The organism is Streptosporangium sp. CA-115845 (assembly GCF_050943795.1).
In the GTDB taxonomy this organism is placed as follows: domain Bacteria; phylum Actinomycetota; class Actinomycetes; order Streptosporangiales; family Streptosporangiaceae; genus Streptosporangium.
On sequence record NZ_CP191988.1, the window covers coordinates 1,628,560 to 1,648,063 of the forward strand.

A 19,504-nucleotide genomic window follows, 5' to 3' on the forward strand; every position below is an offset into this window, starting at 1 on the left:
GCGAAGCAAGCGGTCCGCGGAGCGAGCGAGGAGCGGTGAGCGACCATGAGTAACCCCTGCGCGGTCATCGGGGTCGGTCAGACTCGCTACACGACCAAGCGGCGCGACGTCTCCATCGCCGGCCTGGTCCGCGAGGCGGCCCTGCGCGCCCTGGCGGACGCGGGCCTGACCTGGAAGGACATCGACGCGGTGGTCATCGGTAAGGCGCCCGACCTGTTCGAGGGCGTGATGATGCCCGAGGCGTACCTGGCCGACGCGCTGGGCGCCGCGGGCAAGCCGATGATGCGGGTCCACACCGCGGGCTCGGTCGGTGGCTCCACCGCGCTTGTCGGTGCCTCGCTGATCCAGGGCGGCGTGCACGACCGGGTGCTGGTGGTGGCCTTCGAGAAGCAGTCGGAGTCCAACGCGACCTGGGCACTCTCCACCCACCTGCCGTTCAGCGCCTCGCTGGTCGTCGGTGCGGGCGGCTACTTCGCCCCGCACATCCGCGAGTACATCCGCCGCTCCGGCGCCCCCGAGCACATCGGCCACCTGGTGGCCGTCAAGGACCGGCAGAACGCCCTGAAGAACCCGTACGCCCATCTGAGGATTCCCGGGATCAACCTGAAGATGGTCGAGTCGACCCCGATGCTCTGGGAGCCGATCCGCTACCTCGACACCTGCCCGTCCTCCGACGGCGCCTGCGCGATGGTGCTGTCTGCCGCCGACAAGCTCACCGACAGCACACCGGCCTGGGTCCTCGGCACCGCGATGCGCTCCGAGCCGATCTTCCGCGCGGGCCGCGACACGGTGAACCCGCAGGGCGGCAAGGACTGCGCGGCGGACGTCTACCGGCAGGCCGGGATCACCGACCCGCGCAGGGAGATCGACGTGGCGGAGGTGTACGTGCCCTTCTCCTGGTACGAGCCGATGTGGCTGGAGAACCTCGGTTTCGCCACCGAGGGGGAGGGCTGGAAGCTCACCGAGTCCGGGGCGACCGCGCTGGACGGCGACATTCCGTGGAACGCCTCGGGCGGCGTGCTGTCGAGCAACCCGATCGGCGCCTCCGGGCTGATCCGGTTCGCCGAGGCGGCGCTCCAGGTCAGGGGGATGGCGGGGGAGCACCAGGTGGACGGCGCCAGGCGGGCCCTCGGGCACGCGTACGGGGGAGGCGCCCAGTTCTTCGCGATGTGGATGGTCGGCAGCGACAGACCCTGATCCCCCCAGGAGGGGCCCATGGAGTTCAACCACGCAGATCTGTTCGAGGGGATCGTGGACGCGGTTGGGGACCGCACCGCCGCCATCTGCGGTGATGATCGCCGGACCTACGCGGAACTGGACGCGGAGGCCAACCGGCTCGCGCACCATCTGCTCGACCGGGGCGTCTCGGCCGGGCAGCACGTGGGCATCCACCTCTACAACGGCATCGAGTACCTGGTGGGGATGCTGGCCGTGCTCAAGATCCGGGCCGTGCCGATCAACGTGAACTACCGTTACGTCGAGGCCGAGCTGCTCTACCTCTACCAGGACTCCGACATCGTGGCGCTCCTGTTCGACGTGGAGTTCGACAGCCGGGTGGCGGCCACCGCCCCGCAGGTCCCGCGGCTCCGGCACCTGATCGCGGTGGGCGGGCCGTCCGGGGTCGAGACGGCGGTGCCGTACCAGGAGGCGCTGGCCGCCGGGTCACCGGAGCGGGGGTTCCCCGTGCGGTCCGGCGACGATGTCTACATCATCTACACCGGTGGCACGACCGGCATGCCCAAGGGCGTGATGTGGCGGGTCGAGGACCTGTTCTTCGCCTTCGGCGGCGGCAATCCGGGTGGGGAGCCGCGGGCCACGCCGGAGGAGGTGATCGAGGCGGCTGTGGCCTCCGGACCTGTCACCATGCTGGCGGCGGCCCCACTGATGCACGGCGCGGCCCAGATGGCCACCTTCATCACCTGGTGGATGGGCGGAACCATGGTCTACGTCCGCAAGTTCGACGCGGCCGAGGTACTGCGCGCGATCGAGCGGGAGGGGGTCCTGACGATCAACATCACCGGCGACGCGATGGCCCGTCCGTTGATCGACGAGCTCGCGGGCGGCGGCTACGACCTGTCGTCGCTGTTCGTGCTCAGCTCCACCGGCGCCATCCTGACCGGCTCCCTCCGCGACCGCCTGGCGGAACTGCTGCCCGGCAGGATGATCCTGGACAACTTCGGGTCCAGCGAGTCCGGATACACCGCCTCGGCGATCCCCGGCTCCTCGCCCGAGTCGGGCCAGCGCTTCCAGGCCAACGTCGCGGTCAACCTGGCCGTGCTCAACGAGAGGCTGGAGCCGGTCAAGCCCGGCGGGGGTGAGCTGGGCATGGTCGCCAGGAGCGGCCGGATCGCCTCCGGCTACTACAAGGACGACGACAAGACCGGCAGGACCTTCGTGACCGACTCAGGCGGCGTGCGCTGGCTGCTCACCGGCGACATGGGCCAGGTCGAGGAGGACGGTACCATCGCGATCTTCGGCCGAGGCTCGGTCTGCATCAACACCGGCGGGGAGAAGGTGTTCCCCGAGGAGGTCGAGGCGGTGCTCAAGGGGCACCCGGCGGTCTTCGACGCGGTCGTCACCGGCATCCCCGACGAGCGCTGGGGCAGTCGGGTCGCCGCGGTGGTCGAACTCCGTCCCGGCACGACCCCTTCGGTGGAGGACCTCGACGCGCACTGCCGGGCGAGGCTCTCCGGTTACAAGGTGCCCAGGACCTTCGCCTTCGTCGACGAGATGGTCCGCTCCCCGGCGGGCAAGGCCGACTACCGCTGGGCCAGGGAGACCGCCCAGGCCGCCCGGTCCTGATCCGCTTTTCGCGGGGAGGGGCGGGTGAACCAAGTCGGTTTTCGGTCCGTCACAGTGGTGTGATCCGTTCTCTGCTGGCCGTCGTGCTCCTGCTGACCGGCTGTTCCGCGACCGCCGAAACCACCGCGACCGCCGCGCGGACCGGAGTTCAGACCGGCGACGTCGTGATCCGGTTCCTCAGGTGCGGCCCGATGACCTGCGTCGGCGGTGACAGCCTGAGCGTCACCGGTGACGGGCGGGCCGTCTCGCTGCGGGACGGGGAGCTGGTCGCCGTCCGGCTCTCCGCGACCGAGCTGGGAGACCTGCGGGCCGGGCTCGTCACGGCCCTGGCGGGACGGGAGGGCACCCTCGACCGTACCGGGGGAGCCACTGACCAGCCCTTCGCCGTCATCACCGTGACCGGCCAGGACGGGAAGGTCCACGAGAACCGGCTGGAGGGGGCGCCGCTGGTGGAGGACGAGCGGATCGTCGCCGCCGGCGAGCGGCTCACGGCGCTGACCGGCCGGATCCGTGCCACCGGCACGCCGGACCGCACCGCGCCGATCACCGTGACGCTGTACGAGGGCCGTGGTGTCCGGCCCGCCCGGCAGGCGAGCTGGCCCGAGGGCGTCCTCGCGCCGGTGCTGGACCCGGCTCCCGGGAGCCTCGCCTCACAGACGTACCGAGGAGAGGAGGCGAAGGCACTGCGCACCGCCCTGGGGGCGGCCGAGGAGCACGTGGCGGTGGTGGTCGGGGGCCGGACGTTGATCGCCCACTGGGAGGCGGAGCTTACCTGGGTGGCTGGTGTTAAGCGGGTCTCATCAGGCGTAGGTGTCCGCGCTGACTAGCGTGATCGTCGCCTGTATGCCATACGACGAGAGAGGACTGCTGGTGCCCGACCTGCCCACCTCGACGCGGCTGTCACCGATCCGGGATGATCACGCCTGGTACTTCCCGGACATCAACGGCTACGACAAGGTGATCGCGCGGCTCCAGAGCGGGCTGGAGTAGACGACGCTGGTGGTGACGGATCCGAGGCCGGCGATTCGGCCTGTTGTGCTTTCCAGGTGGCGCATGGAGCGGGCGAGGACCTTGAGTACGAAGCAGTCTTCGCCGGTCACATGGTGGGCTTCCATGATCTCGGGTGTGGTCGCGATTAGGTCGTGGAACGGCTTGTAGTTGCCCGTCGGGTAGCGGAGGCGGACGAATGCCAGGATGCCCAGCCCGAGTCGCTCCGGGTCTACTACGGCCACGTAGCCGCTGATCACGCCGCTCTCCTCCAGTCGCCGCACCCGTTCGGTGACAGCGCTGGCAGACATGGACACGACCCGCCCCAACTCCGCGTAGCTGGCCCGTCCGTCGTGCTGCAGGGCTTCCAGGATGCGTATGTCGGTCTCATCAAGGGAATCAATGGCCATGGCGCATTATTACCACGGCATCCCCGGTGGGATCCATGAATAGCCGGTGATTTTCGATTCCGACGTAAGGCTACGGTCCGTAGGGTTTTAGCCATGAACAACACCGCTATCAGCCCGGCGCTGCTCCCGCCGCCCGCTGCTCCCGCCGAAGCCATCGCCTTCTTCGCAGCGCGTCTCAGCTTCCAGACGGACGTCTCCGACGTTCGTGCCTCCCTCGACTCCGGCAATCCGGGCTTCGCCCTGGTTGATTCGCGTGGGGAAGCCGGCTGGCAGCAGGCCCGTGTGCCGGGCGCCGTGCACCTGCCCACCGCCGACATCCCGGCCCGGGCCGCGAGTTTGCTGGACCCGGTGCTCCCCGTCGTCACGTACTGCTGGGGGCCGGGCTGTGACGGCGCGACGCGCGCGGCACTCGCGCTCGCCCAACTCGGCTACCAGGTCAAGGAGATGATCGGCGGTATCGAGTACTGGATCCGCGAGGGCTTCCCGGTCGAAAGCGCGACCGGTACCGAGCAGCGCCCGGCGGACCCGCTGACCGCTCCTCTCGGCTCCATCACGTGCGCGTGCTGAAGGACACTGCACGGCCGGGCGGCGTGGTCCGCCCGGCCATCGCGGCCGATCTGCCGGCGGTGGCTCACCTGTGCGCCGCCCACGCCGCGTTCGAGCGCGCCGAGCCCGTGCCCGTTGATCTCGTCACCCGCCTGGAGCCAGTCCTGTTCTCGGCACATCCGAGGGCATGGTGTCTCGTGGTCGATCACGGAGGTGAACTGATCGGTTACGCCACCTACTCGTTGGAGTTCTCCACCTGGCAGGCGGCCGACTATGTGCACCTGGACTGCCTGTTTGTCACAGAGCCGCACCGGGGAGAGGGGTGGGGGCGTGCCCTGCTCAACGCCGTGAAGGGTGAGGCAGTGGCCCTCGGCGCGGCACAAGTACAGTGGCAGACGCCCGATTGGAACGGCGATGCCATCCGCTTCTACAACCGGGCAGGAGCCCAGGCATCTTCGAAGGTCAGGTTCTCCCTCCCCATCCGGCCAACGCAGACTCCGCAGTAAATACCGGATCTCGCTCACGAGGTGGGGGTGGATGCTCGCCGGCGAACCCGCCCCGGCGTCGACGCCGGGGCCCGACACGTCGCAGAGCGCGACCCTGCCGCACGTCGCCGGATGTGACATCCCTCGTTTGCGGCTGGTGACAGCGTTCTTACCGGCATCCCGAATAACACCAGTCCTCGTGCCGGTCCGCAGGGTGGCCGCTGTTGTGGAAGCGCTTACCGTAGGAGGGTGGTCCAGCGAGCCACGACAGGCTCACCGAGGAAAGGCTCCGTGTTGATCCATTCAATTGATCCCAGGACCGGCGAGCCCACCGGGGACCCCTACCCGCTGACCTCGGACGGCGAGGTGGACGCGGTCGTCGGAGCCGCCCGCGCGGCGGGACCCGCCTGGCGTTCCGCCGACCGGGCGCCGGTGCTTGAGGCGGTCGCGGCGGCGCTGGAGGCGAACGTCGAGGAGCTCTGGCGGGCCGCCGACGCCGAGACCGCGCTCGGGGAGACCCGGCTCCGCGGCGAGGTGGGGCGGGCCGCGGGCCAGTTCCGGCTCTTCGCCCAGGTACTGCGGGACGGCGGGCACGTGGAGGCGGTGATCGACCACGCGACGGCCCAGCCGCCGACCCCCGACCTGCGGCGGATGAACCACCCACTGCCCGGCGTGGCCGGTGTCTTCGCGGCGAGCAACTTCCCGTTCGCCTTCTCGGTCGCGGGCGGTGACACCGCCTCGGCGCTGGCCGCCGGATGCCCGGTGGTGGTCAAGGCGCACGACGGGCACCCGCGCACCTCGGAGCTGTCGCAGAAGATCATCCAGAGCGCGCTGCCCGATCCGGCCCTGCTGGGCCTGGTCCGCGGGCTCGACGCGGGAAAGCGGCTGGCCACGCACCCGTCTGTCGCGGCCGTCGGATTCACCGGCTCCATTCCCGGTGGCAAGGCCGTCCAGGCTCTCATCGCCGAGCGCCCGGAACCCATCCCGTTCTACGGTGAGCTGGGCAGCGTCAACCCCGTCGTCGTGCTGCCCTCGGCCGACCGCGAAGGACTCGCCCAGGGGTTCGCCGCCTCGCTGACCCTCGGCACCGGTCAGTTCTGCACCAACCCCGGGCTGGTCTTCGTCCCCGACGACGCCGAGCTCCTGACCGCCATCTCCGAGGCGGTCTCCGCGACCACGGGCGGGCCGATGCTCACCGAGCGGATCCAGGGCGGCTTCCTGCACGGGCTGGCCAGGCTCGGCAAGCTCACCACACTGGCCGAGGGACAGCCGGGCGAGGGGGCCTTCGCGGTGACCCCGCAGGTGTTCGTCACCGATCTGACGTCGTTCGCCGACGCCCTGCCCGACATCGCCGAGGAGTGCTTCGGCCCGGCCTCCGTCGTCGTGGTCTACGACGACGCGGCGGAGCTGCCCGCCGTACTGGAGAGGCTGGACGGCTCGCTGACCGCCACGATCCACGCCACCGACCCCGGAGAGGCGCGGGAGAGCGCCGAGGTGCTGCTCAGGAAGGCGGGCCGGCTGATCTGGAACGGCTGGCCGACCGGTGTCGCGGTCCGCTGGGCTATGCACCACGGCGGCCCCTGGCCCGCGAGTACGGCCGCCGCGCACACCTCGGTCGGCGCCGCCGCGATCCGCAGGTGGCTGGTCCCCACCGCCTACCAGGACTGGCCCGCCGAACTGCTCCCAGTCGAACTGCGCGACGACAACCCCCTCGGCATCCTCCGCCGGGTCGACGGGGTCGTCTCTTAGACACGGGTCACCTACCGGCCGTTGTTCCTCCGACCTGCCCGGTGGTCTGTGCCCCCTCGCGGGGGGCCGGCCGCCGACAGACGCAGGACCGCCTCGTCCGACGCGGCTCCGCGACCTGCTGGACGAGCAGGCCGCGGAGCCGCATGCGAGGTTCGTGGCTTAGGGCGGTCGCTGACACCCCGTCGACGACCTCGTTCCTGCCCGACTGGGTGGAGACGATTCTCGTTGCTCCTTCCATCGTGGAGGGGCGCTCTTTTGTGTTGTGCGAGCTCAACCCAGCCAGAAGGCGGCGAGTGACCAAGCCTCCTCGCCGCTTGTAGAGCCGTCGTGCGGCAGGAATTCCGTGGGGGCGATGTAACCCTCGCCGGGGTCAAGCCGGATGCGGAGGCACCGCAGCGGGTGCCCATCCGCGACGTAACGGCGCAGGTCGTCGGTGTGCGGGTAGTATCCGTCCTGGTCACAGCCCAGGGTGCGGCAGATCTCCTTGATGTCCCGGTCGCCGACCAGGAGATAGCGTGTGCCGGGTCCCAGGTTGAGGCAGAGGCGTCGGCGGCTGTTCTGCCGGGCGGGGTAGGGCAGCCGGTCGAAGTTGTCGACGTGCAGTCCGATCCGGTGGCCAGTTGTGGAGTCCTCGGTGCTGGTGAGCCGCCCGGGAGGGCTGGCCGCGCAGGCGAGGCGCCTACGCGGCCAGCGGCCTTCCAGTGGGTCGAGAGCGGTCGCGGCGTCCACACGGCCTTGTAGATCAGTGAAGGCGAACACCGGCAGAGGCTGGGCGACCAGCTCGATCACCACGCTGGTCGGGGTGGCGTCATCGGGCCGCAGCCGGTCGGCCTCGTCGTCGCTGAGGGGCTTCCAGTCCTCCCGAGGGACGACGGCCACGCCGTCGTCATAGCCCGGCGCGTCGCCTGCCTGCCTGACGTGCCCGATCTCGATACGTCCCTGGATGTCGCTGAACTGGTCGAACTGCAGCCATAAGCCCATGGCTCCGCCTTCTTGATGGTCGAGGTCCTAATCGAAGGTGATCTCCTGTTCGGCCGCGAACGCCTGGGCGAGACCCTGGAGTTGTGACCGATCGATGATGATCTTCTTGAGTGCGCTCACTCCGCGAAGGCCGGACAGGTCGTTGCCGCGTAGGTCGCAGCCACGATAGGTGCCGCCGTCGAACTCCGTCAGATGCAGATCGCACTCATCGAACGCCACGTCGCTCAAGTCGGACCCGACGAACCGCGCTTCTCGCAGCGAGCAGCCGGTGAAGATCACCGGGCCTACGGCACGGAGGCGGGTGACGGCCGTGTAGTCCAGCTTGCACCGCTCGAAGACCACGTCATCGAGCGTGACGTTCTCCCACGCAGCGCCGAGCAACTTGCAGTCGGTGAACGTGACTCTGGAGAGCTTGCTGTCCTCCCAGCGGAGACCGGACAGATCGCAGTCGGAGAACTCCACCGAGTGCAGACGCAACTCCTCCAGACGGACACGCTGGGTGGTGAGGCCGATGACGCGCCCGTCCATGAGCTGGGTTCCCGACAGAGACAGCTCGCGCAGGCGGGCTTCGGCATATCGGAAATCTCTCAGCTTGCCGTGCTCGCCCTCCAGCGAACCGACTTCGTCCAGGTCCGCGTCGTCCAGGTCGGGCAGCGTAACGCTCGTCTCGCGTACTGTCCGTGTGTCCATCGTCTTGCCTTCCGCATTGGTCCCGTCGTGGGCGCGGTGATCCCGCGCCCACGACGGTCATCTGCTACTTCTTCTTGCTCCAGTTGTCCCAGCTCGGCTTGTTGTCGAACCCGCCCCTGTTGTTGTCCCAGCTCGGTTTGTTGTCGAACTTGGCGGCTTGAATCGGATCGGGGTTCTCGATGGTGCCGGCGCCGATCAGGTCGTCGACCACCTTCGCATCCGTGGTGGCCAGGTACTCCAGCATGGTCATGCCGCGATCTTCTTCTTGGTTGAGGTGTACAGAGCGGTGATGAGGGCTTGACGGGTGAGTCGGCAGTAGTCGGTCTCCGTGGTCGCGAAGCTGCCGTTCTCGAAGTAGCGGTTGCACGCCTGGGCACCCCGGCAGAAGTCCCAGAATTCGCATTCGGCTTCGCAGCGTCGCAAACCGGCCATGAACTCGCGGACATAGCGCAGCCGGTGCGCATGGGCCAGCATGCTGGCGATGCTCTGAGAGCAGACGTTCCCGGCAAGGAAGTTGCCGTAGGCGTCGTCGCTGATGCCGGCCAGTTCGGGCGACATCAGCACCACGTCTCCATCCACCGACACTGTCGGAATCGGATCGAGGCCGTATCTGCACCACTCGTCGCGCTGCCCGCTGCGGGCGAGGTGCAGATAGTCGGCGAGCCGTTCGAGCTCCCGCAACGCCGGCCCTCCGTCACGGGCCCCGCGCCAGTCCAGGACCCCCTGCCAGAACCGCTCAGCCTGGTCCTGGGTGATCCCGCACCGCCGATCGTTGACGCCCTCCATCTCTTCCACGTTCAGGCCGATGGTGTGCGGCCCCAGGTCCGTGAGGAAGTCCAGGAGGGATTCGGGCTGCTCAATGCCCTCGGTCCCCACGACGGCAATCAAGCTGAAGCGGATGCCGTGGTCACGCAGTCGGCCGATGCCGCGCACGATCCGATCGAATGCAGGCTGGCCACGCAGATCCACCCGGCGGGCGTTCAGAGCCGCCGGGCCGTCGATGCTGACGCCGACGCGAAACTGGTAACGGGCGAGCAGGTCGCACCACTCGTCGTCGATGAGGGTGGCGTTGGTCTGCACGCTGTGCTGGATCCGGCCCGCCTGACGCAGCTCCTCGAACGGCGCGAGCAGCTCCTCGAACTTGCGTCGGCCCAGGGTGAGGGGCTCCCCGCCGTGCCACACGATGTCCAACCGGCCGCTGGAACCGGGCAGATCCGCAGCCGAGTCGGCAACGGCCTGGGCCACCTCGGGGGACATCTCATTGCTGAGGCGCCGGAACGGCAGATAGCAGTACACGCAGTCGAGGTTGCATAGCGTGGTCGGCTGGAGCACCAGTGTCCCCGGCCGACCGAACCACCGATCGAACCCTAGTTGTCCTTCCATTTCGTGACGTTCCTTTCATGGAGGTGGGGAAGGGGCTGCGCGATCCGCCTGGCCCCGCGGGCGGCCCCTGGTGGTGCACCACCGCCCGTGGGGAGTTCGGCGCGGGAGGGGGATGCTCCCGTGCCGCTGCGCGGTTCAGGGCGGGGCCACCGGTTCGGCGTAGTGCTTGCCGAGTCGTCCGGCGATACGGCGCGCGACCTGCGGCACGTCATCTGCCGGCGCCTGGTCGGCGGGCTCTTCGAGGAAGCAGGCGCCCCAGCAGAAGACCGTGCCCGCCTGGTCGGCCCACACGGTCAGCTCCGCGCTGATCACCAGGCGGGGGCGGCCCTGGTCGTAGGAGATCGTCGGGTAGATCCGGTGGGCGTGGAGCTCGGTACGCAGGTGCTTGAGGGCGGCGATGGCGCCGGGGTGCCATCTGGTCGCGTCCAGCCGGTCGCCTGCCGGGGTGCCGTGGGACGGGATCAAGGCCGCCTCCTTTCCGGGGAGCGTGGTCCCGGGGCTTGTCGGGGGCGGTCTGGTGGCAGACCGTGGGGGCGGGGAACGAGCCCCGAGACCACGGGAAGTGGCGGGGCCGGACGGTCGGCCGCACTGGGGGTGGGCGGCGTGGCGCCGTGCGATGAGGTCCGCCACAGGTCGACTTCGGTCTGTTGCATGAGGTCCCACAGCTCGCCGGCGCTTTTCGCGCAGACGATGCGGCACTCGCGCGGGTCGGCGCACTGCCAGGCTTCGAAGCGTCGGTGTCGCAGGCTCCACATGATCAGCCAGGTGGGCGTGTACCGCTGTACCTGCTTGGCGGCCTGCGCCGCGTCGATGTCATCGCGGGTCAACATGTTCGGCCATGATCACGTCGGCGAGCAGGGGCATCCTGTTGAGGAGCGGGTCGGTGGCGTCCCGCTTGGCCATGAGTGCGTGGTGGGCGGCGAGCTGCTCGGCGGCCTGGTCGAGGTCCAGTTCGCCGCTGAGGATCGGGGCTCCGGCGTCGTCGCGTTCGGGGCTGGTCCACCAGAACCTTTCGCCATCGGTGTAGGCGAGCAGCCCGCGGCGGAGGGACACGATGGCGTTGCCGGAGGTTAGCTCGTGCACGTCGGCCACGATGTCGTGGACGTCTGCCAGGACGGCGGCCAGGTACTCGGCACGGCGCACAGCGGCCGACTGCTCGGTGGTGGCCGGCGGCGCGGCGGCGATCGCCTGGGAGACGGGACTGTCGCCGCGCCTGTTTGTGGGGACGTCGCTGCCGGGGGTCGTGTTCATGCCGCGACCTCCCGTCGGTGCGGCTCGTACCGTCGAGGTGGGAAGGAGTCCGGCGCGCGGCCCCGGCTGTGGGCGGGGGCCGTCGTCGGCCGGAGGCCCCGGGCAGGGCGCGTCGGAGTGGGGGCGATGGGCGGGTGGACCTTCAGCGGGCGCGCCGGGACCGGGAGCGGGCGGCACAGGCCGAGGCGTCGCCGGGTGGCCATGCGGGCGTGTACCTGCCGGGGAGTGGGCTGCTCCCAGTGGTGGTCGCGGCGGTGCGGCAGAGTGGACGCGTCGTGGGCGTAAGGGGCGTGTCCGCACCAGCGGCAGCCCAGCGGCAGCGGCGGGGCATCTGCTTTCCAGCGGATACGAATGGCTCTAATCTTGCTCACGGGTCAGGACTCGCTTCCTGATCAAGGGCCCGTCCGGACGTCGCAAGCGCCGGGCGGGTCCGTCTTATTTGATGGTCACACTTGTTAGTAAAGCCGTGCGCATTCTGTCGCGGGAGGCGGAGAATGGCGGAGAATAGCCCGGAGACTTGAAGTCTCCGGGTACTCCGGTCAGGTGGTGCAGCAATGACCCAGCAACAGCGCCCAGCATGGGCCGTACAGCTACAGACTCAGCGGGAAGCTCAACACTGGAACAAGTGCGAAATGGCACGCCAGCTCATCCGCGCTGCTGGATATGGCCATGGATCTGTCGACTCGCTGGCTCGGCAGATTCGCGACTGGGAGAAAGGGAAGCATTTTCCCCGTGACTGGACCGTCGCCTACTCCATGGCCTTCGATATTCCCGAAGAGGAACTTTTCGGCACGGGGGAACCGAAGCAGCGTGACATATTGGAGATTAGTCTCAGCACGATCGATCCCATCCCTTATCCACCTCATCAGGGTCCTGTAGCTCCGGAGCTCGTCATGTACTTCCTCGAACAGCTTCCCGGCCACTACAAGGCCGACATGTGGCTCGGCCCTCGCCATCTCATCCCGACCGTCACGACTCAAGCGCAGCTCATCAAGGAACTCACCCATGCTGCCGACGCGCCGGTACGTCGCGGCTTGCTGGGCGCCGGTGTCGCGTATGCGACACTGCTCGGCTGGCTGCACCAAGATGCCGGCGACATCAATCGGTCGGAGCTCTGGCGAACCATCGCCTTGGACATGGCCCATCGCTCTCAGGACCCTCAGCTCATCAGCTACGCCCTCACCAATAAAGCGATGCTCGCGGTCGATGGGGGCGACGGCCACACCGTTGTCGACTACGCCGAAGCCGCCTTGATCGATGAGAGCAAGTTGTGTCCGAAGGTGCGGATACTTGCTTTGGTCCACCAAGCGCATGGCCAGTCGATGCTGCCGGCCAAGGACAAAGAACTGGTCGACCGGCTGCTTGATCGAGCGGCCGAGCTCGTGGATCAGGTCGACGACGAACATCCCTGGGGCAACGCCTGCCGTCGTACCAGCGGATACATCGAGGTTCAGCGGGCGACCGCCTATCTCCGGCTGGGCGTTTACCGGGATGCGGTCGCACTCTGGGATGAGGTACTCGGTGACGCCCCGGACGCGGCGCGGCGTGACAACGGGGTGTTCTGGGCGCGTCAGGCAAGCGCTCTGGCCGCAGTTCCTGAACCGGAACGGGTTGTCCAGATCGTGTCAGCCACTGCGGCGATCGTCGAGGGCACGGGATCGGCTCGACTGCGTCAGGAACTGAGGGAGATCCCTCGCCGCGCGACTGCTTGGGCAAGCACCTCGTCCGGCAGAGAACTGAATGAGATCATTTCTCGGTTCAACTGACTGCATGACGCGGAGATACCGATGACCCCTCAGCCGTTGTCCGAAGAGCAGATCGTCGCCCATCTGGCCGAGTTGCCAGGGTGGGAGCGTGAGGGGCAGGCCATAGCCAGGACGTTCAAGCATGCCTATCACGAGTGCGTACATCTGGCCATGTACGTCGCGGCCAAGGCTCGCGAAGTCGGCCACCATCCTGATATTCACATCACCTGGCAGCGGATCCGATTCGTGATCACTACTCACGACGCCGGAAACCGCCTCACAGCCAAGGACTTCGAACTCGCCCGCCACATTGACGTGATCGCCACCGGCCACGGCGCCGAAACGGTCTGAACTCACGATCGGAGCGATCTCGCTGTGTCATGGTGTCTCCCCGTCGGAAGGTGCCGGACACCTTGGTAGGTGTCCGGCACCTTTCGATGTGTTGCGGGGCACTATGACGGGCTCGTGGCTCGCCAGCCCGTTCGGTCTGCCGGGCGGCTTCTGAGGGGACGCCTCAGAAGCCGCTCACCGCGCTCAGGTTTCCGACCGCGTGTTCGCGATCTCCACGCGGGTACGGAGCGCTAGCCGATCTTGCCCGAGCCCGCGTGCCGGGAGACGGACCCGCGCACCGCCGGGGCCGGTTCGATCGCGGTGTGCAGGGCGGGGGTCCAGCCCGCGTCCGTGCCGAAGTCGGGATCGTGGGCGGCGTTGTAGGTGGCGACGAGGTCGAGGGGGGTGACGGGCCCGCCGACGCGGAGCACGTTCCCCCTGGCGGTGAGGGAGGTGCCGCCCCAGTTGTAGAGGAGGTTCGCCGGAGCCACGGCCCGGCTCAGCCGGAAGAAGTTGTTCTCGGCGAAGATCTGCGACTGCACGCCCACGCCGAGGGCGTAGACGAAGGTCGAGGCGTCCGGGATCTCGTAGTAGTTGTTGTAGACGTGCACCTGGCCGAAGCGCACCCGGGGCAACCGCTGGAGTGTGTTGTCGAAGTGGTTGTGGTGGACGGTGACCTTCAGCTTGCCCGTGTCGGTCGCCGGGTTGTTGGTCGAGCCGATCAGCATCGTCTTGTCGTGGTCGGCGAACCGGTTCCAGGAGGCCGTCACGTAGTTGGAGCCGCTGGTGATGTCGAGCTGCCCGTCGTGCACCTGGTAGGGCCTGCCGAAGTACAGCGGCTGGTTCGAGTCCGGGTTGTCGCCGTCGGTGAAGGTGTTGTGGTCCACCCACACGTGCGTCGAGCCGGTCACCGAGATGTTGTCGTAGAGGGAGTTCCAGTTGCCCCCGTCGCCGTCGGTCGGGTCCCACTGCGGGAAGCAGTCGGCGGTGTCCTCGAAGTCGATGTTGCGGACGATGACGTTGTCCGCCTTGTCGATGTGCAGGTTGACGCCCCGGATGCGCGCGTCCTTGCCGAGGCCGACGATCGTGGTGTTGGAACCGACCTTGAGCTTGATGCCGGCGGTCTGCCTGGCGGCCGAGGCGGCCCGCGCGTCCTCCAGCGGGCCCGAGGGTTCGGTGTCCCTGCCCCACACCGCCGGGTCGTACGCGGCGAGGTAGGCCTCCAGCGTGTAGCCGCCGGTCGCGTAGTCCGCGCAGGTCCGGTCGGTGTCAATGGTGCCCTTCACGTAAATGATCTTCGGCGAGGGTGCGGCGAGTGCGGCGGCCAGCTGGGCCCGGGTGGACACGGTGTGCGTGTTCGACGCCGGCGCGGCGGCGCCGCCGGTGGTTCCGGTGCCCTCGGCGGCCCAGCCGTCGTTCGCGGGCAGGGTCTGGCGGCCCAGATCCGCCTGCCGTCCGGCGGGCGCGGCGGCTGCTGATGCGGGCGGGGCGGTGAGAACCGCCAGGGAGAGCAGGGCGGTGAGCGCGACGGCTCGTTTCATGGTGATTCCTCCACAGGTCAGGTGGGAGGGGAGGCTCGGTGAGAACCCCGAGAGCCTTCCGGAATGGCGAAGGCGGGCGCGCCCAGGTCAGGGATGGGCGCGCCCGCCCCCGATGGTCAGGTTCAGCCGCCGTTACGCTGCTTGTACGACGCCTGGGCCTCCGTCAGCTTGGCCGCGAACGCGTCCAGGAAGTCCTTGGGGGACAGGGCACCCTGCAGGACCTTCTGGAACTCCGGCTCCATGTCGGTCTTGGTGATCGCGTTGAACTCCGGCAGGTGGTAGGGCATCTGCACGATCCTCGTCGCCGGGTCGTTGAGCACCTTGACCGCCGCGGCGATGTGCTGCAGCCCCGCGATCCACGGCTCGTCGTTGACGTCGGTGTTGGCCGGGAGCACGCCGGTCTGCTCCGACCAGTAGCTGTTCATCTCCTTGGAGGCGGCGAACTCCGCGAACCGGTACGCGGCGTCCTTCTTCCCGCCGGAGGCGAACACGCCGATGCCCGAGACCGGGTTGGACAGGATCGCCTGGACGCCGCCGTCGGACCTGGGCACGGGCATGGCCGCCACGTTGCCCGCGCCGATCGTCTTGACGTGGTCCTGGTACGACCCCAGGTTGTGCTGCATGATCGCGATGTTGCCACCGTCGAACTGGGCGACCATCTTCGTGTAGTCGTTGCTGATGTCGGCCTCGGGGGTGACCTTCTTGTACAGCCCGGCCAGCTTCGTGAGGGCCGCCACGTTCCTCGGGTCGTTGACCGTGGACCTTCCCGAGGCGTCGAAGATCTCGGTGATGCCGGACTGGCCGTACACCACCTCCAGCATCTGCGCGATCGAGCCCGCCCCGCCGCGGATGGTGAAGCCGTAGCGGTTCCCGGCGGTGTCGGTCAGCTTCTGAGTGGCGGTGAAGAAGTCGTTCCAGGTCGTGGGCGTCTTGAGGCCGGCCTCCTTGAACCAGTCGGTCCTGTACCAGAAAACACCCATATTTGTGGACATTGGAACCAGGTAGGTCTTGCCGTCGGGCACGGTGCCCTTGACCGTGCTCACGACTTGCTCGTTCAGCTTGCCGTTCAGCGCGCCACCGGAGATCCGGACGTCCACCGGCTCCAGCGCCTTCTGCGCCACCAGGCTCGACAGCATCGCGGTGGAGACACCGCCCACGTCGGGCAGGCCGCCTCCGGCGATCGCGGTGTCGTACTTCTGCTGCGTCTGGGCGATCGGGATGCCGACGTACTTCACCTCGATGGACGGGTTCGCCTTCTGGAACTCGGCGATGATGTGCTGCCACACCGGGGTACGCGCCGGGCCGCCGTTGTCGTCCCAGAAGGTGATCGTGGTCTTCCCGCCGGAGGACTCCGGCTCCTCCGCGCCGCACGCGGCAAGCCCGGTGCCGAGCGTCAAGGCCGTGGCCAGGATCGCCAGGCGCTTTGAGCGTGAAGTCATTGCTCTTCTACCTCTCTGTGTCGTGTCCCCCGACATTGCTTGACGGTATGGATGACGAACTCCACCCGGAGCATTCTGTTGTCCCGGGTTGGTTGCACTGTGTGAGAGCGCCTGGCCCGTCACCAGGCGACCTCCGCGGCGAGCGCCGCCGCGTCGCCGGGGCCCAGCCGCCCGTCCGCGACGACGGTGACGATCCTTCGCCGCAGGGTGCCCTCGATGAGCAGCGGCGTGTCCCAGGCGAGGGCGGGCCCGGCGCCCGGGTACTCCACGACCCGGACGAACCAGGGATCGTCCCGCTGGACGAAGACCAGGGTCCAGTCCGCCGAGGTCATGGCCAGCCACGGGGCCGTCGACCCGTGCACCGCGTCCTCGCCCTCGGCGTCCGCCGTGAAGACCTGGCGGCCGGTGGCCGCTCCCGGCGCTCGCCAGAAGAAACCGCCGTACCCGGCTCCCGCGCGGCCCTTGGTGGCCGAACTCCTGACGGGCAGCGGCTCGCCGGTGAGGTTCGTCAGCGCGAACGACATGTCGAGCGCCCAGCAACCGCCCAGCTCCACCACCCGCACACTCCGCGCCTCGCGGGCCGTCTCGACGCCGTCAGGCCCCTCCCAGGCCAGCGACTCCCCGAACCCGGAGGAGTCGTGCCAGGAGAATCCGAGATGCCGCTGCGTGCCGTGGTCGCCGAGCCAGGTGGGACCGGCGTCGCGGACGTAGGTGCGCCCGCCCCAGAAGTTGCCCCCGCCCAGGTCGGAGATCGCGATGCTCACGCCCAGATGGTGCACGTGGTCTTCTGGCGCGACCTCGGTCACGGTCGTACCGCCGAGGGTGCGCACCGGGTGCAGATACGGCCGGGGCGACGACGTCGGCGGCAGCTCCGGCGCCATGACGTACTCGGCGACCTGCCGCCCGTGCGCCACGAGCACCGGCCGCAGGGCGTCGCCCCGGAGCGGCTGCCGCGCCCCGTCACCCGGGCCGGGAACCGTCCGCCCCGCGGTGACTCCCTCCGTACGACGGAGGCGCCCGCTCCAGGGCACCCGCAGTTCCGAGTAGAGCGCCAGCCGCTCCGCGCTCGACGCCGTCACCTCGGCGATCCTGGGCAGCACCCGGCGCTCCGCACCGACCTCCTGGAACACGTCCGGTATGGCGGTGGGCTCGGGCGCCAGCCGGACCGCCTCCAGGACGCGCATGAAACCCCGGGTCCGCTCCAGCGGTACGAGCAACTCCGCGCCGTCGCGAAGGTGCGCGACGAGGTTCTCCAGCAGGTCGGTCCTCGGGTGTACGACCGAGGTCCCGTCGAACTCGACCCGGTCCTCGGTGTAGGTCAGCCTGATCCGTCCCTCCTCGCCGTGCACGATCAGGTACGGCTCGTGCCGCCGATCCGCGCAGAGCGAGACCGCGACGGTCACCACGGTCCCGTCGTCCAGTCGTATCCGCACGGACGAGGTGTCGTCCGCCTCGATCGCGTTGGCCCGGTAGAGCTCGACCTCGACCTGTCCCACCTCCGCCCCGGAGATGGCCAGCGCGGTCGCGGTCGCGTGCGCGAGCGGGTTGGTGAGGGCGCCGTCCACCACGGGCACGCCGTCGACCTCGCGCCTGCCGGCCCACGGCACCCGGCTGTAGTAGGTGTAGGGGCGCTCCCACGCGCCCGCGGCACCGATCCCGGTGACCCGGCCGATCGCTCCCTCGGCGACCATCCGCCGGATCGCGGGGATCGCCTCCGAGCCCAGGCTCTGGAACCCCACCTGGCAGGCGAGCCCGGTCTCGGCGACCACCGCGGCGATCCGCTCGTAGTCGGCGTGGGTCGCGGCGGGCGGCTTCTCCAGCAGCACGTGCGAGCCGGCGCGCAGTGCCCGCTCCGCCAGCTCCGCGTGGGTGTGGATGGGCGTGCACAGGATCGTCACCTCGGCGGAGGTACGCCCGATCAGCCCGGCCAGGTCGCCGGAGAACTCCACCCCGGCGGGCAGGTCGTCGATCGGCCGCACGTCGCACACCCCGACCAGCTCGACCAGCCCGGCCTCGGTCAGCCGCCGCACGTTCGACAGGTGCCACCAGCCGTGCCCGTGCGCCCCGGCCAGCACCACGCGAACCGGTTCCATCAGGTCACCTCCATCGCAGTCCAAGGCCCCGGTGGTCTCCGGCGCGCAGCTCGCCCTTCTCCACGGAGACCGGGTAGGGCTCTTCGACCAGGCCGAGCGCCGCGAAGGAGGCGTCCTCGACCTCCTCGGTCATGCACGGCAGCGGCAGGACCAGGGCGAGCTGCCCGGAGATCTCCGGCAGCAGGTGCGGGTAGACGGGCACCCCGAACGTCCTGGCCAGCTCGGCGATCCTGAGCAGCGGGGTGATCCCGCCGACCCGCACCACGTTCGGCTGCAGGACGTCGCAGGCCCCGGCGAGGAGCAGATCCCGGAAGTCGTAGACGGAGTAGGCGCTCTCTCCCACGGCGATCGGGACCTCGACGCAGGAGCGGAGCCGGGCCTGCCCGGTCACGTCGTCGGCGGGCAGCGGCTCCTCCACCCAGTGCAGTCCGTACTCCGCCAGGGCGGCGATCGCCCGCCGGGCCCGAGGCAGGTCCCAGCGCTGGTTGGCGTCCACCATGAGCAGCGTGTCCGGCCCGATCACCTCGCGGACCGCGGCGACCCGCGCCACGTCCTCGGCCAGCGAGTCACGGCCCACCTTGACCTTGACCGCCGGATAGCCGGCGGCCCGCCACCGTCCGGCCTGCGCGATGAGCTCCTCCATCGAGTAGTGCAGGTTCACACCGCTGCCGTACACCGGCACGCTGTCACGGCGCCGCCCGAGCGTGTCGACCAGCCCCGCCTCGCCGCAGCGCAGGTCCCACAGCGCCAGGTCGACCCCGGCCATCGCGATCGTGGTGAGCCCGCCGCCGCCCGCCTCGCGCAGGTGCCGCCAGAGCCGGTCCCAGACGACCTCCGGATGCGGCTCCACACCGACGACGGCCTCGCTGATCTCGCCGTCCAGCAGGGCGCGCACCGCCCGGGCCCCGATCTGCGGGGTCCAGGAGAAACCGGTCCCGCTCCGTCCGTCGGCCAGCGTCAGCCGTACGACGACCACGTGGTTGGCGGGCACGTCGGCACCCCACGGCCGCGGCAGCGCCACGGTCCGCGACGTCGTCTCCAGGGAGGTGATCACCGGCCGCGTGGTCATCGG

At 69.2% G+C, this 19,504-nt stretch carries 22 protein-coding genes; 9 read left to right on the plus strand and 13 right to left on the minus strand.

The window, feature by feature from the left end; all coding sequences use genetic code 11:
- The first annotated feature begins 45 nt into the window (after window positions 1-45).
- The 4 genes from ACQP0P_RS09755 to ACQP0P_RS09770 are packed head-to-tail and all read left to right on the plus strand — an operon-like array spanning window position 46 to window position 3,792.
- Window positions 46-1,197: a thiolase domain-containing protein gene (locus ACQP0P_RS09755; protein WP_433373786.1), complete on the plus strand. Its 1,152-nt coding sequence runs from the start codon at window positions 46-48 to the stop codon at window positions 1,195-1,197.
- Between the two features lie 18 nt (window positions 1,198-1,215).
- Window positions 1,216-2,802, plus strand: a complete 1,587-nt coding sequence (locus ACQP0P_RS09760) for an acyl-CoA synthetase (protein WP_433373789.1) — start codon at window positions 1,216-1,218, stop codon at window positions 2,800-2,802.
- 59 nt (window positions 2,803-2,861) lie between these two features.
- Complete coding sequence (locus tag ACQP0P_RS09765) at window positions 2,862-3,629, plus strand: hypothetical protein (RefSeq protein ID WP_433373791.1); 768 nt, start codon at window positions 2,862-2,864, stop codon at window positions 3,627-3,629.
- A gap of 16 nt (window positions 3,630-3,645) precedes the next feature.
- Window positions 3,646-3,792 carry a hypothetical protein gene (locus ACQP0P_RS09770; RefSeq protein WP_433373794.1) on the plus strand — a complete coding sequence of 49 codons (147 nt, stop codon included), beginning with the start codon at window positions 3,646-3,648 and terminating at the stop codon, window positions 3,790-3,792.
- Here ACQP0P_RS09770 and ACQP0P_RS09775 read toward each other — a convergent pair.
- On the minus strand, window positions 3,750-4,199 hold the full coding sequence (locus ACQP0P_RS09775) for an Lrp/AsnC family transcriptional regulator (protein ID WP_433373797.1): 450 nt from the start codon (window positions 4,197-4,199) through the stop codon (window positions 3,750-3,752). The genes ACQP0P_RS09770 and ACQP0P_RS09775 overlap by 43 nt on opposite strands.
- Before the next feature lie 93 nt (window positions 4,200-4,292).
- Between ACQP0P_RS09775 and ACQP0P_RS09780 the strand changes: the two genes are divergently transcribed.
- The 3 genes from ACQP0P_RS09780 (at window position 4,293) to ACQP0P_RS09790 (ending at window position 6,979) form a co-directional block, all read left to right on the plus strand.
- Window positions 4,293-4,766, plus strand: a complete 474-nt coding sequence (locus ACQP0P_RS09780) for a rhodanese-like domain-containing protein (RefSeq protein WP_433373800.1) — start codon at window positions 4,293-4,295, stop codon at window positions 4,764-4,766.
- Complete coding sequence (locus ACQP0P_RS09785) at window positions 4,754-5,251, plus strand: N-acetyltransferase family protein (RefSeq protein WP_433373803.1); 498 nt, start codon at window positions 4,754-4,756, stop codon at window positions 5,249-5,251. Before ACQP0P_RS09780 ends, ACQP0P_RS09785 begins: the two co-directional genes overlap by 13 nt.
- A gap of 270 nt (window positions 5,252-5,521) precedes the next feature.
- Window positions 5,522-6,979, plus strand: a complete 1,458-nt coding sequence (locus ACQP0P_RS09790) for an aldehyde dehydrogenase (NADP(+)) (protein WP_433373805.1) — start codon at window positions 5,522-5,524, stop codon at window positions 6,977-6,979.
- A 270-nt stretch (window positions 6,980-7,249) separates the two neighbouring features.
- Here ACQP0P_RS09790 and ACQP0P_RS09795 read toward each other — a convergent pair whose 3' ends face one another.
- The 8 genes from ACQP0P_RS09795 to ACQP0P_RS09830 form a co-directional block, all read right to left on the minus strand.
- Window positions 7,250-7,960, minus strand: a complete 711-nt coding sequence (locus ACQP0P_RS09795; RefSeq protein WP_433373808.1) for a hypothetical protein — start codon at window positions 7,958-7,960, stop codon at window positions 7,250-7,252.
- A 27-nt stretch (window positions 7,961-7,987) separates the two neighbouring features.
- Window positions 7,988-8,650: a pentapeptide repeat-containing protein gene (locus ACQP0P_RS09800; protein WP_433373811.1), complete on the minus strand. Its 663-nt coding sequence runs from the start codon at window positions 8,648-8,650 to the stop codon at window positions 7,988-7,990.
- Between the two features lie 64 nt (window positions 8,651-8,714).
- Complete coding sequence (amcA, locus tag ACQP0P_RS09805) at window positions 8,715-8,900, minus strand: multiple cyclophane-containing RiPP AmcA (protein WP_433373814.1); 186 nt, start codon at window positions 8,898-8,900, stop codon at window positions 8,715-8,717.
- Window positions 8,897-9,982 (minus strand): cyclophane-forming radical SAM peptide maturase AmcB, encoded by a 1,086-nt coding sequence (amcB, locus tag ACQP0P_RS09810; RefSeq protein WP_433373816.1) that lies wholly within the window; start codon window positions 9,980-9,982, stop codon window positions 8,897-8,899. Before amcB ends, amcA begins: the two co-directional genes overlap by 4 nt.
- A gap of 186 nt (window positions 9,983-10,168) precedes the next feature.
- On the minus strand, window positions 10,169-10,498 hold the full coding sequence (locus ACQP0P_RS09815) for a hypothetical protein (protein ID WP_433373819.1): 330 nt from the start codon (window positions 10,496-10,498) through the stop codon (window positions 10,169-10,171).
- A complete protein-coding gene (locus ACQP0P_RS09820) occupies window positions 10,495-10,863 on the minus strand; it encodes a hypothetical protein (protein ID WP_433373822.1) in 369 nt (122 codons plus the stop codon). The genes ACQP0P_RS09815 and ACQP0P_RS09820 overlap by 4 nt, the downstream gene beginning before the upstream one ends.
- On the minus strand, window positions 10,847-11,284 hold the full coding sequence (locus ACQP0P_RS09825) for a hypothetical protein (RefSeq protein ID WP_433373825.1): 438 nt from the start codon (window positions 11,282-11,284) through the stop codon (window positions 10,847-10,849). The genes ACQP0P_RS09820 and ACQP0P_RS09825 overlap by 17 nt, the downstream gene beginning before the upstream one ends.
- On the minus strand, window positions 11,281-11,655 hold the full coding sequence (locus ACQP0P_RS09830; protein ID WP_433373828.1) for a hypothetical protein: 375 nt from the start codon (window positions 11,653-11,655) through the stop codon (window positions 11,281-11,283). The genes ACQP0P_RS09825 and ACQP0P_RS09830 overlap by 4 nt, the downstream gene beginning before the upstream one ends.
- Before the next feature lie 261 nt (window positions 11,656-11,916).
- Here ACQP0P_RS09830 and ACQP0P_RS09835 point away from each other — a divergent pair, with 261 nt between their 5' ends.
- Both ACQP0P_RS09835 and ACQP0P_RS09840 read left to right on the plus strand, forming a co-directional pair.
- Complete coding sequence (locus ACQP0P_RS09835) at window positions 11,917-13,050, plus strand: hypothetical protein (RefSeq protein WP_433373831.1); 1,134 nt, start codon at window positions 11,917-11,919, stop codon at window positions 13,048-13,050.
- A gap of 21 nt (window positions 13,051-13,071) precedes the next feature.
- Complete coding sequence (locus ACQP0P_RS09840) at window positions 13,072-13,380, plus strand: 4a-hydroxytetrahydrobiopterin dehydratase (protein WP_433373834.1); 309 nt, start codon at window positions 13,072-13,074, stop codon at window positions 13,378-13,380.
- Window positions 13,381-13,610: 230 nt separating this feature from the next.
- Here the strand turns inward: ACQP0P_RS09840 and ACQP0P_RS09845 are convergent, their stop codons facing one another.
- From ACQP0P_RS09845 to ACQP0P_RS09860, 4 genes are all read right to left on the minus strand, one after another.
- Window positions 13,611-14,900: a pectate lyase family protein gene (locus ACQP0P_RS09845; protein WP_433373837.1), complete on the minus strand. Its 1,290-nt coding sequence runs from the start codon at window positions 14,898-14,900 to the stop codon at window positions 13,611-13,613.
- Window positions 14,901-15,022: 122 nt separating this feature from the next.
- A complete protein-coding gene (locus ACQP0P_RS09850) occupies window positions 15,023-16,339 on the minus strand; it encodes an ABC transporter substrate-binding protein (RefSeq protein WP_433373840.1) in 1,317 nt (438 codons plus the stop codon).
- A 119-nt stretch (window positions 16,340-16,458) separates the two neighbouring features.
- Window positions 16,459-18,432, minus strand: coding sequence for a DUF6807 family protein (locus ACQP0P_RS09855; protein ID WP_433373843.1), 1,974 nt, complete (start codon window positions 18,430-18,432; stop codon window positions 16,459-16,461).
- A 4-nt stretch (window positions 18,433-18,436) separates the two neighbouring features.
- Window positions 18,437-19,501: a mandelate racemase/muconate lactonizing enzyme family protein gene (locus ACQP0P_RS09860; protein WP_433373846.1), complete on the minus strand. Its 1,065-nt coding sequence runs from the start codon at window positions 19,499-19,501 to the stop codon at window positions 18,437-18,439.
- Window positions 19,502-19,504 lie beyond the last annotated feature (3 nt).

Coding starts and splice junctions, on each gene's coding strand:
- ACQP0P_RS09755 (WP_433373786.1), top strand. CDS start 46: ATGAGTAACCCCTGCGCGGTCATCGGGGTCGGTCAGACTCGCTACACG.
- ACQP0P_RS09760 (WP_433373789.1), top strand. CDS start 1,216: ATGGAGTTCAACCACGCAGATCTGTTCGAGGGGATCGTGGACGCGGTT.
- ACQP0P_RS09770 (WP_433373794.1), top strand. CDS start 3,646: ATGCCATACGACGAGAGAGGACTGCTGGTGCCCGACCTGCCCACCTCG.
- ACQP0P_RS09775 (WP_433373797.1), bottom strand. CDS start 4,199: ATGGCCATTGATTCCCTTGATGAGACCGACATACGCATCCTGGAAGCC.
- ACQP0P_RS09780 (WP_433373800.1), top strand. CDS start 4,293: ATGAACAACACCGCTATCAGCCCGGCGCTGCTCCCGCCGCCCGCTGCT.
- ACQP0P_RS09795 (WP_433373808.1), bottom strand. CDS start 7,960: ATGGGCTTATGGCTGCAGTTCGACCAGTTCAGCGACATCCAGGGACGT.
- ACQP0P_RS09800 (WP_433373811.1), bottom strand. CDS start 8,650: ATGGACACACGGACAGTACGCGAGACGAGCGTTACGCTGCCCGACCTG.
- amcA (WP_433373814.1), bottom strand. CDS start 8,900: ATGACCATGCTGGAGTACCTGGCCACCACGGATGCGAAGGTGGTCGAC.
- ACQP0P_RS09820 (WP_433373822.1), bottom strand. CDS start 10,863: ATGTTGACCCGCGATGACATCGACGCGGCGCAGGCCGCCAAGCAGGTA.
- ACQP0P_RS09825 (WP_433373825.1), bottom strand. CDS start 11,284: ATGAACACGACCCCCGGCAGCGACGTCCCCACAAACAGGCGCGGCGAC.
- ACQP0P_RS09835 (WP_433373831.1), top strand. CDS start 11,917: ATGGCACGCCAGCTCATCCGCGCTGCTGGATATGGCCATGGATCTGTC.
- ACQP0P_RS09840 (WP_433373834.1), top strand. CDS start 13,072: ATGACCCCTCAGCCGTTGTCCGAAGAGCAGATCGTCGCCCATCTGGCC.
- ACQP0P_RS09845 (WP_433373837.1), bottom strand. CDS start 14,900: ATGAAACGAGCCGTCGCGCTCACCGCCCTGCTCTCCCTGGCGGTTCTC.
- ACQP0P_RS09850 (WP_433373840.1), bottom strand. CDS start 16,339: ATGACTTCACGCTCAAAGCGCCTGGCGATCCTGGCCACGGCCTTGACG.
- ACQP0P_RS09855 (WP_433373843.1), bottom strand. CDS start 18,432: ATGGAACCGGTTCGCGTGGTGCTGGCCGGGGCGCACGGGCACGGCTGG.
- ACQP0P_RS09860 (WP_433373846.1), bottom strand. CDS start 19,501: ATGACCACGCGGCCGGTGATCACCTCCCTGGAGACGACGTCGCGGACC.